Below are 14,961 nucleotides of genomic sequence, written 5' to 3' on the forward strand. Positions count from 1 at the left end.
CGTGGCGGCCGGGATCGTGGAGGCGGCGGCCGACCAGGGGCTGAGTGCGGCGCAGGTCGCCGCGGCGCGCCGGGCGGGCCGGACGAACGCGCCGGTGACCGCGGGGACGCGCGGCTACGGGCGGATCCTGCGCACCAACGTCTTCTCCTCCTACAACACGATCCTGTTCGCGATCGGCCTGGTCCTGCTGGTGCTGGGCCGCTACGGCGACGCCCTGACCAGCGTCGGGCTCGGCCTGGTCAACGCTGTCGTCGGGGCGGTGCAGGAGATGCGGGCCAAGCGGAAGCTGGACCGGCTGCAGCTGCTCGACGCCGCGGAGGTCACCGTCGTGCGGGACGGTTCCGAGCAGCGGGTGCCGGCCGCCGACGTCGTCGCCGGGGACGTGCTGGTGGTGCGGGCGGGCGAGCAGGTCGTCGTCGACGGGCCGGTGCTGACCGGGCGGGCCGAGGCCGACGAGTCGCTGCTCACCGGCGAGTCCGACCCGGTCGTCAGGACCCCCGGCGACCTGCTGCGCTCGGGCAGCCACTGCGTCGCCGGCACCGCCCGCCAGCGCGCGACCGCCGTCGGCGCCGACAGCTACGCCGGCCGGCTGACGCTGCAGGCCCGCGCGGACACCACCGAGGCGACACCGCTGCAGCGGCGCATCGACTTCGTCGTCCGGCTGACCATGGTGCTGGTCGTGCTGATGAGCGGCGCGATCCTGGCCCAGGCGTTCCTGGAGGGGTTCTCGCTGCTGCGGGTCGTGCAGATCACCGCGGTGCTGTCCGGGCTGGTCCCCTACGGCCTGTTCTTCCTGATCGCCGTCGCCTACACCCGCGGCGCGGCCCGGCTGGCCGGGCGCGGCGCGCTGGTGCAGCAGGTCAACGCGGTGGAGGCGGTCACCCACGTCGACGTCGTCTGCACCGACAAGACCGGCACCCTGACCACCGGCGCGCTGCGCCTGGACGGGCTCGACCCGCTCGACGGGACCGACCCGGGGCCGGTGCTCGCGCGGTTCGCGGCGACGGTGGCCGACCCGAACCTCACCTCAGCCGCGCTCGCCGCGGCACTGCCCGGCACGCCGTGGGAGCTGCGCGACGAGGTCGCGTTCACCTCGTCGCTGCGCTGGTCCGGGCAGGTCACCACCGGCGGGGAGGCGTTCGTGCTCGGCGCCCCGGACGCGCTCGCGCCGCATCTGGGTGACCCGGACGCCGTCGCCGACCGGGTGGAGGCCCGCGCCGCAGCCGGGTTGCGGGTACTGCTGCTGGCCCGGGCCGCGCGGGCGGGCGCCGGGCTGCGCGACGACGACGGCCGTCCCGCCCTGCCCGGCCTGGAGCCGGTGGCGCTGGTGGTGCTGTCCGACGAGCTGCGCCCCGGCGTCGCCGACGCCCTGGAGCGGTTCGCCGCGGACGGGGTCGCGGTGAAGGTGCTCTCGGGCGACGACCCGCGCACCGTCGCCGCCCTCGCGGCGAAGGCCGGGCTCGACGTGGGTGAGGCGGTCGCCGGGTCCGAGATCGAGGAGCTCGACGACTCCGCCGGGGGCCGGGCCGCGCTCGACGCGCTCGTCGCCCGGACCACGGTGTTCGGGCGGGTCACCCCGGAGCAGAAGGAGCGGGTCGTCGCGAGCCTGCGCCGGGGCGGTGCGCACGTCGCGATGCTCGGTGACGGGGTGAACGACGCGCGTGCCCTCAAGCGGGCCCACGTCGGCGTCGCGATGCGCAGCGGCTCGGCGGTGACCCGCGACGTGGCCGACATCGTGCTCGTCGACGACTCGTTCGCCGCGCTGCTGCCGGCGCGCACCGAGGGCCGCCGGATCATCGACGGCATCGCCGTGTCGATGTACGTGTTCCTCACCCGGGTCGCCACCCAGGGCCTGGTGATCATGGCCGTGACCATGCTCGGGCTCGGGTTCCCCTACTCCCCCACCCAGGTCGGGCTGACGCTGCTGACCGTGGGCGTGCCCACGCTGTTCCTGACGCTGTGGGCGACGCCGTCCGAGCCGGACCCGGACCTGCTGGGCAACCTCGCCCGCTTCGTGGTGCCGGCGTCGGTGGTGACCGCGGCGGCGGGGACGGTCGTCTACACGGTGCTCTACCAGGGCATCCTGGCGGGCTTCACCAGCGGACGGACCCCGGCGCAGGTGATCGAGCAGTTCCAGAGCTACACCGGGCTGACCTACGGCACCGACGCCGACTTCGCCGGTGCGGCCGCGACGCTCGGCGCCCAGACCGGGCTGTCGACGTTCGTGGGGCCGGCGTCGTTCGTGCTGATCCTGTTCCTGCTGCCGCCGCACCGGTTCCTCGCCGCGTGGACGGCGCCGGTGTCCGACCGTCGCCCGGCCTGGCTGGTGCTGGGCCTGACCGTGGTGTTCGCGGGCGTGGTCGGGACCCCGGCGCTGTCGTCGTACTTCGGGCTCACCGGCGCGGCGCGGCCGGTGTTCCTGGTGGTGCTGCCGGTCCTGGTCTGCTGGTTCGCCCTGATGTGGGTGGTGCTGCGGTTCCGGCTGATGGACCGGATGCTGGGGACCGACCGGCTGCCCGGGCGGGTCGGTCAGCCGCCGTCCTGACGGGCGGAGTCCGGTGGGGCGGGCACGCCGTCGCCCCCGACGGTCTCGCTCCCGTCCCCGGTGGCGGTCCCGGTCCCGGTCCCGGTCCCGGTCGTCGTGCCGGTGCCGGTCTCGGTGCCGCGTGCGGCGGAGGCCGGGGCCGTGCCGTTGGCGGCGGTGACGGGGGTGCCCGCGGCGACGTCGTCCACACCGGCGAACCGGCGGTCCCGCAGGTCGATCTGCTCACCGAGGTAGCGCAGCAGGACCGCGACGACGGCCGCGACCGGCACCGCGAGGAACGCACCGGCGATCCCGGCGAGCGACCCGCCCGCCGTCACCGCCAGCAGCACGACGGCACCGTGCAGCTTGAGGCTCTGTCCCTGCAGGAAGGGCTGCAGCACGTTGCCCTCGATCTGCTGCACCGCCACGACCAGCACCGCCACCGCGACCGCGGTGCCGAAGCCCTGCGTGACCAGCGCGATGAGCACGGCCAGCGAGCCCGCGACGACCGCACCGACGATCGGGATGAACCCGCCGATGAAGGTCAGCACGGCGAGCGGCAGCGCCAGCGGGATGCCCAGCAGCACCAGGCCGATGCCGATGAACACGGCGTCGATGAGGCTCACCAGGGCCTGGACGCGGATGAAGCCGCCGAGGACGTCCCACATCCGGCGCAGTACCTCGGCGATGTGCCCGCCCGCGCTGCGCCCGGTGATCGAGGTCAGCCACGGCAGGAACCGGGGCCCGTCCTTCACGAAGAAGAACGTCAGCACCAGCGCCAGCACCAGCGAGATCAGCCCGGACGCCAGGGTGGACACCCCGGTCAGGACGCCGCCGGCGATGGCGGTGGCGCTCTGCTGCAGCTGCCGGGTGACCTGGTCGACGATGTCACCGATCTGGCTGTCGCCGAGGTTGAGCGGCGGCCCGGACACCCACTGCTGGATCTGCCCGAGCGCCGCGATCACCCCGGAGGTGATCTGCTGGGTCTGCCCGGCGATCGACGGCGCGATGCTCACGAACAGCCCGGTCACCGCGGCGATGCCGACGAGCAGCACGATCGCCGAGGCCGCCGCGGCCGGGACCCGCCACCTGATGAGCAGCGCCGCGGGCGGACGCAGGACGGTGGCCAGCAGGATCGCGAGCACGACGGGCCAGGCGACGACCCACAGCATGCCGATGACGTAGCCGACGATCACCAGTCCGACGGCGATCAGCGCGACCCGCAGGCTCCACGCCGCCAGCCAGGTGAGCCCGTTGCCGATGACGGTGCCGCGGCTGGCGGCCGGGGCCGTCGGCGACGGGCTCAGCAGCCCGCCCCCCGCCGGGTCCCGCCGCGCCCCACGGTTCTCGGCGCGCGCGGCCGGTTGCGACCCCGAATCCATGACCCACTCCGTTCGTACCGGTCGACCTGCGGCGGGAACCCTAGCGGCGCAGGAGCCCCGGTGCCCGCCGCAACGCCCACACCACACCCGTCGGGGAGCGCTCAGAGGTCGTCGGCGAGATGGCGGAATCCGGCGGGCCGGTCGCGGTGCAGCGCCCACAGGGTCGCGGCGAGCGCGGCGGGATCCTTGCGGGGGTGCCCGGGCTCGATCGCGCCGGGGACGATCAGCTGGGCGACGTGCACGCCGTCGCCGGCGAGCTCGTCGTGCAGCATCGCCGCGAACGCGCCGAGCCCGGCGAAGGCGATGGAGGTGCCCGCCACCCGCGACGACGGCCGCGCCCCGCTGCCGCCGTTGACGAACAGCACCGTGCCGCGGCCCAGCGCGCGCATCCCGGGCAGCACCTGGTGCACGGCCGCGACCGGGCCGTACACCGACATCTCGACCGGTCCGACGAGGTCGGCCGGGGTGGTCTCGAGCAGCGGCCGCAGGAAGTCCTTCTGCGGTGCGGGGCTGTACTGCAGCACCTCGACCGGGCCGACGGTCTCCGCGACCCGCTCCAGCGTCGCGGCGAGGGCGGCGGGGTCACGGGCGTCGGCGGTGAAGGGGTGCGCGGCGACGCCGTCGTCGGCCAGTCCGGCGGCCAGCGCCTCGGCGCGGTCGCGGCGCCGTCCGATCAGGGCGACGTCGAACCCCTCGTGCCCGAAGCGCCGGGCCGTCGCCGCGCCGAGTCCCGGTCCGGCACCGACGATCGCGATGGTGGTCATGGCGTGATCATGCGGGTCGTGGGGTGGATGCGCACGGTCCGCGGTGCCCGCGGGGTCAGCCGCCCGACAGCAGGGTGAGCCGGTCCGCGACGGCGCCCAGCTGCGTGCTCATCCCGTTGAGCTCCTGGGCGGCGTCGCCGAGCAGCCCGGGGTCACCGAGGGAGGCGCCCGCGATGCAGTGCCGGGCGGCGTCGGCGCCCGCGGCGAGCCCGTCACGCCAGTACACCTGGGCGACGGCGTCCGGGATCGCCGGGTACGCCTGCGCGGAGGCGACCTCGTCGCGCAGGTCGCGGCAGGCCTCGGCCAGCGCGACGGTCCCGCCGCCGGACCCGGCGCGCGCGATGTCGCGCAGGGCCTCGGTGATCGCGGTGACGTGCACCTGACCACCCGCGGCGCGCCAGTCGCCGACCGCGGCCGTCGCGGTGGCGGCGTCGTCGATCCCGCGGCCCGCCGCACCCGCGGCGCCGACGACCACCGCGAACACGACGAGCATCCCGGCGATCCCGGCGGCCAGGCCCGCGCCGACCGCGAGCGGACGACGGCGGCGCGGCAGCAGCGTGGCCGGGAAGCCGGGCAGCGTCCCGTCGGCGCCGGGCCCGGCGGCGGGCTCGACGACGACCGGGGCCGGGGTGAACCAGGGCCGCTCCGGGGCCGGGGCGGGCGGCGCGGGGTCCGCTCCGTCGCGGGGTGCGGGGACGGCCGCCCACCGGGGCGCGGTGCCGTGCCGCGGCGCGGTGGTCGGCGGCGCCGGGCGGGGCTGCGGGACGGCGATCCGGTGGGCGGACACCTCCGGCTGCGGTGCGACGTGGCGGTGGCCGTCGACCTCCGGCCGGGTCACGGCCTCGCCCCGCGGGGCGCCCCGCTGCGCCGGGACGGCGATCGTGGGCGGGGTCTCACGCAGGGCGTGCCGCGGGCGGTACGACGTGCCGTCCATGACGTCCCCCTCTCCGGCGTGCGGGCGCTTCACGCAGTGCATCGCGCCGGCGCCGAGATCGTCACCGACTCCCCGACAGTGTCACCAGAAATGGCGACCCGCGCATGCGCTGGGCGCCGTCCACCGTTCACCCGACACTCGTAGCATCGCGTCCGTCATGGCCGATCCCGTCCGTCCGCTGCGCACCGGCGCGGCCGCCCCGTCCGCGCACGTCGCACCGGGCCGGACCACGGTGCCGCGCTACGCCGGCCCGGCCGGCCGCGGCGACGCGCCGCACCTGGTCGTCGTCGCCGGGTCCGCGCCGGATCCCGACCTCGGGCCCGCCGACCGCCTGGTCCGGCTGCCCACCGGCGGGGACCCGGCGGGCCTGCTGGACCGGGAGCTCGCGACGCTGGTCACCGGCACCCGGATCCTGGTCACCGGCCCCGAGACCGTCGTGCAGGCCGTGCGCGCCGCGGCGCTGCACCGGGGCGCCCTCGACGCGGAGCTCGTCCTGGTCCCGACCGACATCACCGACTCCACCCGGGACCGGACGGTGCACTGCGGACACTGCCACCACCGCGTCGTCGTGCACGCCGACGTCGGGGACGCCGTGGCCTGCCCCGGCTGCCGGCTCGTGCTGCACGTCGCCGGACACCACTCGCGCCGGCTCGCGGCGTTCCTCGGCGCGCCCACCCCGGAGCGGGCGCCGTGAACCGGCCCGCCGTGCACCTGCGGGTCGCCGCGGTCACCGACGCCGCGCCCGGCGTCCGTTCCCTGGAGCTCGCCGCCGCACCGGGGACCGGGCCGCTGCCCGCGGCCCCGCCCGGCGGCCACATCGGCGTCGAGTGGGCGCCCGGCCGCTGGAACTCCTACTCGCTGACCGCGCCGTCCCCCGCACCCGACCGCTGGCACGTCTCGGTCGCGCGACGCCCGGACTCCCGCGGCGGCTCGGTGTGGGCGCACGGTCTCGCCCCGGGCGATGCGGTCGTGGCGACGACGCCGCGCACCTCGTTCCCGCCGGTCGACACCGCACGCCACCACCTGCTCGTCGCGGGCGGGATCGGGGTGACCCCGATCCTGTCCCACGCCCGCTGGCACGCGTTCTGGGGGAACCCGTTCACGGTGCTCACCGTCCACCGCCCCGGTCCCGCGCCACACCGCGACGAGCTGCGCGCGCTCTGCGGGGACCGGCTGGTGGAGGCCACCGGCCGCGTCGAGGCCCACGCCGCGCTGGAGCGGCTGCTGACCACTGCGCCGTTCGGCAGCCACGTCCACACCTGCGGCCCGCCCGGTCTGATCGCCGCGGCCGCGCGGACCGCCCGCGCCGCGCACTGGGTCGACGCCCGCATCCACGCCGAGGCGTTCGTCGCCGAACCCGGGCCCGGTACCCCGTTCCGTGCGGTGCTGCGCCGCAGCGGTCGCACGGTCGAGGTCGGTGCCCGCGAGACCCTGCTCGACGCCGTGCACCGCGCCGGGGTCGCCGCGCCCGCGATGTGCCGGCGCGGGGTCTGCGGCGAGTGCGTGACACCCGTCGTCGACGGTCGGGTGGAGCACCGCGACACGGTCCTGACCGCCGACGAGCGCGCCGACCGGATGGCGCTCTGCGTGTCCCGCGCCGCCGGGACGGCACTGGAGCTGGACCTGTGACCGGCGTCGACGACTACCCGTTCCCGCTGCCGCACCCGACCTACCGGATCAGCGCGAACGTCGAGCCGGCCGGGGTGGAGCGCCGTACCGAGGCCGGCTCCTGGGGCGCGCGGATCGTGCACGACGGCCCGGACCGTCCCGCCGTCGCCGCCCAGCGCGCGTCGCTCCTGGACCGTGGACCCGCGCGCTTGGTCGCCGCGCCGCACGCCCGCGCGTCCTGCTGGGACGCCTGCCTGTACCTGCTCGGGCGCCTCGCCGCCGAGCAGCCCGGCACCTGCACCCTGACCCGCACCCCCGGCCGGACCGGCGGAACGGGCGTTTGGCGGTTCCGTGACGCGGCCACCGGCACCGACCAGGAGTTCGTGTTCGGCGACGACGCCACCCTGCCCGAGCACCCGTTGCGCTGGGTGTCCCGGCTCGTCGCGGAGGACGTGGTGGTGCTCGGCGCCCGCGACGACGCGCTGTGGCTCGACGCCGGTGCCGTCGCGTTCGCCTCGGTCTGGTCGCTCGGGTTCGACGCCGGCATGAGCTTCCGGGAGCTGCACGGCCCGGTCCCCGGCAACGGTCCCGGCGGGGTGTTCGAGCGCGCCGAACGCTTCCTGCTGCACCTGCACCCCGGCGAGGCCTACCGCCGTCTGAACTGGGGGCTGCAGCCCGACGACCGCCGTGACCTGTCCCTCGACGCCGCCCCGCTGTGGCAGCCCGCCCGGGCCCGGCTCGACCTCACCGACCCCGGCCGGCAGATCCACCTGCGCACCGAGGTGCAGCACCTGGTGCGGCTGCCGCTGACCGGCGCGGTGCTGTTCCTGATCGATGTCCGCCTGCTGCCGCTCGACGAGGTCGCGCGGGTACCGGCCTGGCGCGAGCGCCTCGCGTCGGTCCTGGAGACGCTGCCCCCGGAGGTCGCGGAGTACAAGGAGCTGGAGCCGCTGGCCTCGATCGCCGCGGGGTGGTTGCGCGCCGGGTCCTGACCGGCACCATCGGTGGCGGTGGCGGCCCCACAGCCCCGTCCCCCTCCCGACCCGCCCCGGGCAGCCGGGCCCCTCGTCCGCACCGGTACGAGCACACGTTCGAGCGGGAGACCGCACCGCCCGACCGCCCACCACCCGACCGCGACCGACAGCAACTAGCCTCGCGCGCCGTGACCGACGCGACCCGTACCACCGTGCTCGACCTCGTCGCCGACCCCGGGCTGCCGACCGAGCTCGCCCACCGGCTCGTCCGCGACCTGCCCGCCGCGCTCGAGGAGCACGACGACGCCCGCTGGGAGGTCCGCCTCGCCGACGAGCCGATCGTCCTGGACGAGCGCGGCGCGCTGCCCGCCCTCGACATCGGCGACCGGGTGCGCGAGCGGGACGGCGCCGACGCCGTCGTGCTGCTCACCGACCTGCCGCGCCGATCCGGGGCGGACCCGGTCGTCGCCGACGGCGGGACCGGGCACCGGGTGGGCCTGGTGTCGCTGCCCGCGCTGGGCGCGATCAACCAGTACCGGCGGTGCCGCGACACGGTGGTCCGTCTCGTGACCGGGCACCTGGTGCCCCCCGACCGCGCGGGCGCCGAGGGGAGCGGAGCGCCGGACGCCGGTCATGCGGGGGCACTGACCCGGATCGACCCGGGGACCCGCGCCGGAACCGACGGCGACCACCGCCACCAGGACCGCGACCAGGACCGCGACCGCGATCGGGTGCGCGCGGACGACTCCGATGCCGGCAGCGGCGGGGTGGAGGACGACATCGACGTCCGCCTCGCGCTGACCGGGCTCCGCGGGCGGGTCCGGCTGCTGGCCGGGATGGTCCGCGCGAACCGTCCGTGGCGGCTGGTGCCGAGCCTGTCCCCCGCCATCGCCGCGGCAGCGGCCGGGGCGGCGTTCGGGATCTTCTACTCCAACATCTGGGAGCTGGCGACCGCGCTCGGGACCGCCCGGCAGGTGACGGTCATGCTGATCGCCCTGGTCGGGATGACCGCGTGGCTGATCCTCGACAACCGGCTGTGGGAGTCGCGGCGACACCGCTCGCTGCGCGAGGAGATGCTGCTGTCGAACCTCTCGACGGTGATCACCGTGGGGTGCGGGGTGCTGGTGATGTTCGCGCTGCTGTTCGTCCTGGCCCTGGTCGCGGCGGTCCTCGTCATCCCGCCGGACTACCTCGCCTCGACCCTGATGCGCGAGTCCGGTCCGGACGACTGGATCATGATCGCCTGGCTGTCGACGTCCATGGGGACGGTCGCCGGGGCACTGGGTTCCGGGTTCGCCGACGACGGCGCGGTCCGCCAGGCCGCGTACAGCCGCCGGGAGCAGGAGCGGCGGGCGCGGCTGGACCGGGCCGACGACGGTCACCGCGGCAGGGACACCCCGGCCTGACCCCCACCGGCGACGCGCCGGGGCCGCAGTGCGGTGCGGTGCACCCGGAACCGGCGTGGATCCGGCGGGTCAGCCCTGGACGAGGGCGTTCCGCAGGACGCGCAGCGCCGCGGCGTCCCGCGCCTGCCCGTCCGCGGCGGCGTCGAGCCGGGCGACCAGGTCCGCGGGCAGGTCGAGCACGATCCGGACCGGCGCCGCGTCCGACGTCGTGCTCGGGCTGCCGACGTCGTCGCCCCCGGCGCCGTCGGAACCCGTCACCGCGGCCGTGGGTGCCGCCGGCTCCGCCGCGTCGGCCCGCGCACCGGCCGACGCGGTGCCGTGGGCCGCGGCCCGCGTGGCCGTGTTCCCGTCGGACGCGGGCCGGGTCCCGGTGGCGGCGGGCTCGTGCCCCCGGCCGCGCAGGACCAGGGCCAGCACCGGCAGGGCGATGGTGCCGAGCGCGTCGACGATCCCCGCGACGCCGAACCAGCGCCAGTACCACTCGCTGTCGCCGACCTCGCCGTCGGTGATCACCGGCAGCGCCAGCATCGTCGCGACGACGGCGATCGCGGCCAGCGTCAGCCCGAGGCCCGCACGGATCACGGTGCGGCGCCGCTCGGCGAGCAGGAGGAGCAGGTTCGCGTGTGCCAGGCTGATCGCGACGATCGTCGCCACCAGCAGGCTCTTCAGCACCGAGCCGTCGCCGTCGCCCTCGAGGAGCCCGTCGCCGCCCCAGACCAGCCACAGCGCGGCTCCCGCGGCGACGACGCTCGCCGCCAGTCCGGCGAACCCGAGGGCCCGTACGGCGCGGGTGACGACGGCGAGGTGGCAGAGCGCCGAGGTGCCGAACGCGGCGACGATCAGGGTGGTCGCGACGATCCGGGCCTGCAGGTCACCGAAGCCACCGCCGAGCAGGGCGACGATCCCGCAGAGCGAGGCGACGAGCAGCGAGGCGACCACCGCGACGATCATCGCGCGGCGGGCCCCGCGGACCGGGGAGGCAGCGGGTGCGGTCATGCCGGCGAGGCTAGGGCCATCCGGGGCGGTCGGGCCTCCGTAGGGCTACGGCATCCCGGCGAGCAGGGTCGCGACGCCCTCCCGGTGCTGGGCGACGGCGTCGTCGACCCGCCCGCGCCGGGCCCGGCCCGCCGCCCGGGTGGAGACGAGTACGGCCAGGGTCCGCCCGTCCGGACCGGCGATCCCGACGCGGCCGAGGTCGTGGCCGGTGAGCAGGTCCATGGCGCGGGCCAGCGCGTCGGGCGGGAGCGCCGCGTGGACGTGCAGCCGGGCCCGGGCGCGGCGCAGCCGGTCGGGGCTCCACGGGCCGGTGTCGGCGACGCCGCGGTAGAGCTCGTCGAGCCGCGGGTCGCCGCCGGGCAGCCGGACCCGGACGTCGCGATGGGTCTGGTTCAGCACCGCGTCGACGATCTCCACCAGCTCCCACCCGTGCGCGTCCCCGTCGACGGTGGCGAGCACGTCCGGAACCGCGCCGGGCAGCGGTGCGCCGCGCACGCCGGGGTCGGGGACGAGCGCGGCGATCCGGATGCGCTCGCCGTCCTTGCCACCGCCGACGGCGTCGTGGTCCTCCGGGCGGCCGCCCCAGTCGGGGCCGTCGTGCCAGGCCACCGCGGCCGGTTCGTGGACGAGCAGCGCACCGTTGTTCCAGGCCCGGTAGGCCAGGTCCCAGTCCTCGCCGCCGTAGCCGACGTAGCGCTCGTCGAAGCCGCCGAGGTCGTCGAACAGGCTGCGGTGCAGGGCGAGCACGGCGCTGATGACCAGCTGCCAGTCCGTGCCCGACGCGTCGAGCAGGTCGCGGGTGCGGCGGTAGCCGTCGGCGAGCCAGGCCGGGTCGGGCAGCTGCGGCGCGGCGGCCGGGTCGTCGCCGGGGGCGGTGCCGGACAGGTCCGCGTGCCGGCGACGCCCGACGGCGAGCACGTCCGGGCAGGCCGCGATCCGCGCGGTGAGCGCCGCGACGAAGCCGGGCCCGGGGACGGTGTCGGCGTCGAGGAACACCAGGACGTCACCCTCGACCTGCGCGGCGCCGCGGTTGCGCGCCGCGGCGGCGCGGAACCCGCGGTCGTCCTGGGTCACCACCCGCACCGGGACCGGCCCCGCGAGCGCGGCCGGGTCGGGCGGCTCCGGGGACCCGTCGTCGGCGACGACCACCGACACCGGCGGTCGGGTCTGCGTCTGCAGCGCGGCGACGGTGCGGGCCAGCTGTGCGGGCTGCCGGTAGTGGCACACCACCACCCCCACCGACGGCGGCGGCCCGATGTGCGGCGCGAGCAGGTCCCAGCGGTTCCCCGGCACGCTCACCGGGCGACCATCCTCCGGTAGAGGGCGGCGTGCCCGGCCCCGGCGTCCGGCCAGTCCGGGACCGGGCCGCGGGTCGCGCCGGGCCGTGTCAGGGCGTCGGCGACGAGGGCGTCGCGGCGGGTGTCGTCGTCGTAGAGCGCCACCGCGCCCGGGGCCGCGGCGTCGACCTCGAGGGCGTAGGCACCGGCCGCGGCCAGCGGGTAGCGGCCGTGGGCCAGCCACGCCAGCAGCGAGCCACTGGCACTGACGGTGCGGCTCGGCGCGACCGGGACGGTGACCGCCGCCGCGGCCGCGGCGAGCGCCGCCGGCTCCAGGTGTCCGGTGAGGATCCAGTCCACCCCGCGGGACCGGGCGTACCCGGCGAGGGACCGGGCGAGCTCGTCGTGCCCGTCGGACACCGCCCCCGCGGCGACGACCGCGGGCCGGTCCGGGTGCGCCGCCGCCGCGTCGATCACGGCCTCGTGCCCCTTGCCGGGGTAGACGAACCCGAGCACGCCGAGCGTGGGGCGCCCCGCCCAGCCCGGGGCCTGCTCGGCGGGAACGACGACCGGCAGCGGCAGCGCCACGGTCACCGGGTCGGCCGCGCCGAGCGCGCGGGCCTTGTCGGCCTCGTGCCCCGCGGACACGACGACCGCGTCGGCGACGGCGACCACGCGCCGGTAGCCGGCGGACCGGCGGACGTCACGGGCCGGGTCGGGGTCGGCGCCGGGCAGGTCGTGCAGGGTCACGACGAGCGGCCGTGGCAGGACCTCCACCTGCTCGACGAAGGCGTCGGCGGCCGCGGCGACCCCGGCACCCCACAGCGCGTCGGTGAACTGGGCGTGGGTGAGGTCGGCCTGGCCGGAACCGACCGGGACCACACCGTCGGCGACCACCGCGGCGGCGACGGCGGCGGCGTGCCGGACCACGCCGTGCCCGGACGCCCCGGGCGCGACGACCCGCACGGTGACGGTCACCGCGCCACCCCGGCCAGGACGCGGCGGTACTCGCGGGCGTGGGCGTCGGCGACCTCGGCGCGGCGCCGTTCCCGGTCGCCGGGGTCGGCCCGCCAGGCCGGACGGGTCCGGTGCGCCAGTGCGACGGCGGCGCCGAGCGAGGCGCGGTCGGGGCCGTCGTCGGTGAGGGTGTAGGTCAGGCAGGGCGCCTGCTCCCGGAAGTGTCCGACGTCGGGCACCAGCGCGGTCGTGCCGAGGTCGTGACAGGCCTCCAGCCAGCCGGAATGGGTCCCCCACCGGTACGGGAGCACCGACACGTCGAGCTCCTGGAGATAGGTGTGGAGGGCGTCGTCGTCGAACGGGGGGTGCACCCGCAGCTCGAGGCGGGGCTCGTCACGCAGCGCGTGCGCCACGGCGCGGCCACGCGCGTCGTCGTGCGCGTCGACCCGCAGCCGGACGTCGGGCGGGGCGGTCGCGGCGAGCGCGCGGGCCACCCCGACCGGGTCGGCGTTGGTGCGGTGGCTCTTGGCGTGCAGACCGACGACGAACCCGTCGGCGCGGCGGGGCCGGGGACGGCGCAGCCACTCCGGCCCGACGACGGCCGGGTGCCCCAGCACCAGCGCCTCGCGCCCCCAGCGTTCCCGGATCCGCGCGGCGGCCCCCGGGGTCAGCGTGACGAGCCCGGCGGCGGCCGGTACCAGCACGTCGAGGGCCGCGGCGTGCGGCGCGGGGTCGGCGTGGTGCGGGTTGCGCAGGTCGTGCACGGTCAGCACCAGCGGGACACCCGTCTCCCCCAGTGCCGCGACGAGTGCGCGGAGCTGGTCGGGGGTGCGGTCGTCGAAGCCGAAGTGCACGTGCAGCAGGTCGACGTCCGCGGCGTGCGCGCGCAGATGGTCGGCGTCGAGCCACGGCGAGGGCCACCACACCCCCGGACGGGCACCCGGGACCGGCGGGTCCGGGAGCCGGACCACCTCGGGGTGGTGCAGCGACGCCACGTAGGGATGGGCGGTGGGCACGGACGCCACGCGCACGCGACGGCTCCTCTCCTCGGGTCCCCCGGGATGCCCGTCCGGGCGCGGATCAACCGCACGGGTCACGATGACCGGGTGACCGATCCGCGCCGCCGCCACTACGGCGTCCTCTACGGCCTCGAGGCCCCGCCGCCGGGACCGCTCGCCCTGGTGTGGGGCAACTGCCAGGCCGAGTCGGTCCGGGTGCTGCTCGCCGGCGTCGACGGCCTGCCGGTCACCCCCGTGCGCATCCCGCCGGTGCACGAGCTCACCGCCGACGACCTGCCCCACCTGCGCCGGCTGCTGTCCCGGACCCGGCTGCTGGCGTCCCAGCCGGTCCGCGACGACTACCGCGACCTCCCCCTGGGCGCCGCCCAGGTCGCCGCCGGGCTGGCGCCGGGGGCGGTCGTCGTGCGCTGGCCGGTGATCCGCCATCCCGCGCTGCACCCGTGGTCGGCGATCGTGCGCCACGCGGCCGACCCGGCCGCCGTCCCGCCGGGGGTGCCCTACCACGACCTGCGGGCCCTCGCGGCCGCCGCGGGACGCGCGCCGGGGCCGCCGCCGACGCCGGAGGCGTTGCGCGAGGTGGGCCGCCGCGGGGTCGCCGAGCTCGCCCGGCGGGAGGCCCGGGACACCGACGCGGGGGTGTCCGACGCGATCGCCGGGTTCGGGGCGGCGGCCGCGCACACCCTCAACCACCCCGGCAACGGGGTGCTGATGCTGCTCGCCGGGCGGATCCTCGACGCCGCCGGGATGCCGGGCGTCGTGTGTGACCCCGGACGCACCCTGCTCGGCGGGATCCGGTCCCCGCTGCGCGCCGACGTCGTCGACGCCCTCGGGCTGGACACGCCGCCGCGCCCGCACTGGTGCGTCGCCGACCGGGCGATCGGCGAGGACGAGGTCGCCGCCGCGCAACGGGCCTGGTACGCCACGCACCCCGAATGGGTGGACGCCGGGCTGGCCCGGCACGCCGACACGCTGGAGCTGCTGGGGCTGTAGCCGGGCCGGGGCCCAAGGTCGAGTTGTGGGGGGGCCCGGGGCACCGCATGATCGGTGGAACGTCCGGGTTCAGCCGCCAGCTCGCACGGTTCCGCCCTACGAGCCTCGGAGCGTGTCGACCCATGACCCC

13 protein-coding genes are annotated in these 14,961 nt (G+C 77.2%); 6 read left to right on the forward strand and 7 right to left on the reverse strand.

The window, feature by feature from the left end; all coding sequences use genetic code 11:
• Window position 1 precedes the first annotated feature (1 nt).
• Window positions 2–2,545: an HAD-IC family P-type ATPase gene (locus AC0GKK_RS02965; RefSeq protein WP_489883099.1), complete on the forward strand. Its 2,544-nt coding sequence runs from the start codon at window positions 2–4 to the stop codon at window positions 2,543–2,545.
• On the opposite strand, the gene AC0GKK_RS02970 is transcribed toward AC0GKK_RS02965, so the two are convergent.
• The 3 genes from AC0GKK_RS02970 to AC0GKK_RS02980 form a co-directional block, all read right to left on the reverse strand.
• Window positions 2,530–3,906 carry an AI-2E family transporter gene (locus tag AC0GKK_RS02970; RefSeq protein ID WP_489883100.1) on the reverse strand — a complete coding sequence of 459 codons (1,377 nt, stop codon included), beginning with the start codon at window positions 3,904–3,906 and terminating at the stop codon, window positions 2,530–2,532. The genes AC0GKK_RS02965 and AC0GKK_RS02970 overlap by 16 nt on opposite strands.
• Window positions 3,907–4,007: 101 nt before the next feature.
• Window positions 4,008–4,670, reverse strand: a complete 663-nt coding sequence (locus AC0GKK_RS02975; protein WP_251782841.1) for an SDR family NAD(P)-dependent oxidoreductase — start codon at window positions 4,668–4,670, stop codon at window positions 4,008–4,010.
• Between the two features lie 55 nt (window positions 4,671–4,725).
• Entirely contained in the window at window positions 4,726–5,604 is an 879-nt protein-coding gene (locus tag AC0GKK_RS02980) for a hypothetical protein (RefSeq protein ID WP_489883101.1), read from the reverse strand.
• A 157-nt stretch (window positions 5,605–5,761) separates the two neighbouring features.
• Here AC0GKK_RS02980 and AC0GKK_RS02985 point away from each other — a divergent pair, with 157 nt between their 5' ends.
• The 4 genes from AC0GKK_RS02985 (at window position 5,762) to AC0GKK_RS03000 (ending at window position 9,592) form a co-directional block, all read left to right on the forward strand.
• A complete protein-coding gene (locus tag AC0GKK_RS02985; protein ID WP_476654600.1) occupies window positions 5,762–6,298 on the forward strand; it encodes a dimethylamine monooxygenase subunit DmmA family protein in 537 nt (178 codons plus the stop codon).
• Window positions 6,295–7,233: a PDR/VanB family oxidoreductase gene (locus tag AC0GKK_RS02990; RefSeq protein WP_489883102.1), complete on the forward strand. Its 939-nt coding sequence runs from the start codon at window positions 6,295–6,297 to the stop codon at window positions 7,231–7,233. Before AC0GKK_RS02985 ends, AC0GKK_RS02990 begins: the two co-directional genes overlap by 4 nt.
• Window positions 7,230–8,204, forward strand: coding sequence for a heme-dependent oxidative N-demethylase subunit alpha family protein (locus AC0GKK_RS02995; RefSeq protein ID WP_489883103.1), 975 nt, complete (start codon window positions 7,230–7,232; stop codon window positions 8,202–8,204). Before AC0GKK_RS02990 ends, AC0GKK_RS02995 begins: the two co-directional genes overlap by 4 nt.
• Before the next feature lie 170 nt (window positions 8,205–8,374).
• On the forward strand, window positions 8,375–9,592 hold the full coding sequence (locus AC0GKK_RS03000; protein WP_405417359.1) for a hypothetical protein: 1,218 nt from the start codon (window positions 8,375–8,377) through the stop codon (window positions 9,590–9,592).
• A gap of 69 nt (window positions 9,593–9,661) precedes the next feature.
• Here AC0GKK_RS03000 and AC0GKK_RS03005 read toward each other — a convergent pair whose 3' ends face one another.
• The 4 genes from AC0GKK_RS03005 to AC0GKK_RS03020 are packed head-to-tail and all read right to left on the reverse strand — an operon-like array spanning window position 9,662 to window position 13,853.
• Entirely contained in the window at window positions 9,662–10,588 is a 927-nt protein-coding gene (locus tag AC0GKK_RS03005) for a hypothetical protein (RefSeq protein WP_489883104.1), read from the reverse strand.
• Window positions 10,589–10,633: 45 nt separating this feature from the next.
• On the reverse strand, window positions 10,634–11,887 hold the full coding sequence (locus tag AC0GKK_RS03010) for a glycosyltransferase family 2 protein (RefSeq protein ID WP_489883105.1): 1,254 nt from the start codon (window positions 11,885–11,887) through the stop codon (window positions 10,634–10,636).
• A complete protein-coding gene (locus AC0GKK_RS03015) occupies window positions 11,884–12,843 on the reverse strand; it encodes a hypothetical protein (RefSeq protein WP_482637373.1) in 960 nt (319 codons plus the stop codon). The genes AC0GKK_RS03010 and AC0GKK_RS03015 overlap by 4 nt, the downstream gene beginning before the upstream one ends.
• Window positions 12,840–13,853 (reverse strand): glycosyltransferase family protein, encoded by a 1,014-nt coding sequence (locus tag AC0GKK_RS03020; RefSeq protein WP_346108207.1) that lies wholly within the window; start codon window positions 13,851–13,853, stop codon window positions 12,840–12,842. Before AC0GKK_RS03020 ends, AC0GKK_RS03015 begins: the two co-directional genes overlap by 4 nt.
• 75 nt (window positions 13,854–13,928) lie before the next feature.
• Here AC0GKK_RS03020 and AC0GKK_RS03025 point away from each other — a divergent pair, with 75 nt between their 5' ends.
• Entirely contained in the window at window positions 13,929–14,831 is a 903-nt protein-coding gene (locus AC0GKK_RS03025; RefSeq protein WP_489883106.1) for a WcbI family polysaccharide biosynthesis putative acetyltransferase, read from the forward strand.
• The last annotated feature ends 130 nt before the right edge of the window (window positions 14,832–14,961 follow it).

The sequence above is a fragment of the Pseudonocardia sp. P-1 genome (assembly GCF_058111925.1).

What these genes read in the sequence shown, in the direction of transcription:
- AC0GKK_RS02970 (WP_489883100.1), bottom strand. Translation starts at nt 3,906, where the DNA reads ATGGATTCGGGGTCGCAACCGGCCGCGCGCGCCGAGAACCGTGGGGCG.
- AC0GKK_RS02975 (WP_251782841.1), bottom strand. Translation starts at nt 4,670, where the DNA reads ATGACCACCATCGCGATCGTCGGTGCCGGACCGGGACTCGGCGCGGCG.
- AC0GKK_RS02980 (WP_489883101.1), bottom strand. Translation starts at nt 5,604, where the DNA reads ATGGACGGCACGTCGTACCGCCCGCGGCACGCCCTGCGTGAGACCCCG.
- AC0GKK_RS02985 (WP_476654600.1), top strand. Translation starts at nt 5,762, where the DNA reads ATGGCCGATCCCGTCCGTCCGCTGCGCACCGGCGCGGCCGCCCCGTCC.
- AC0GKK_RS03005 (WP_489883104.1), bottom strand. Translation starts at nt 10,588, where the DNA reads ATGACCGCACCCGCTGCCTCCCCGGTCCGCGGGGCCCGCCGCGCGATG.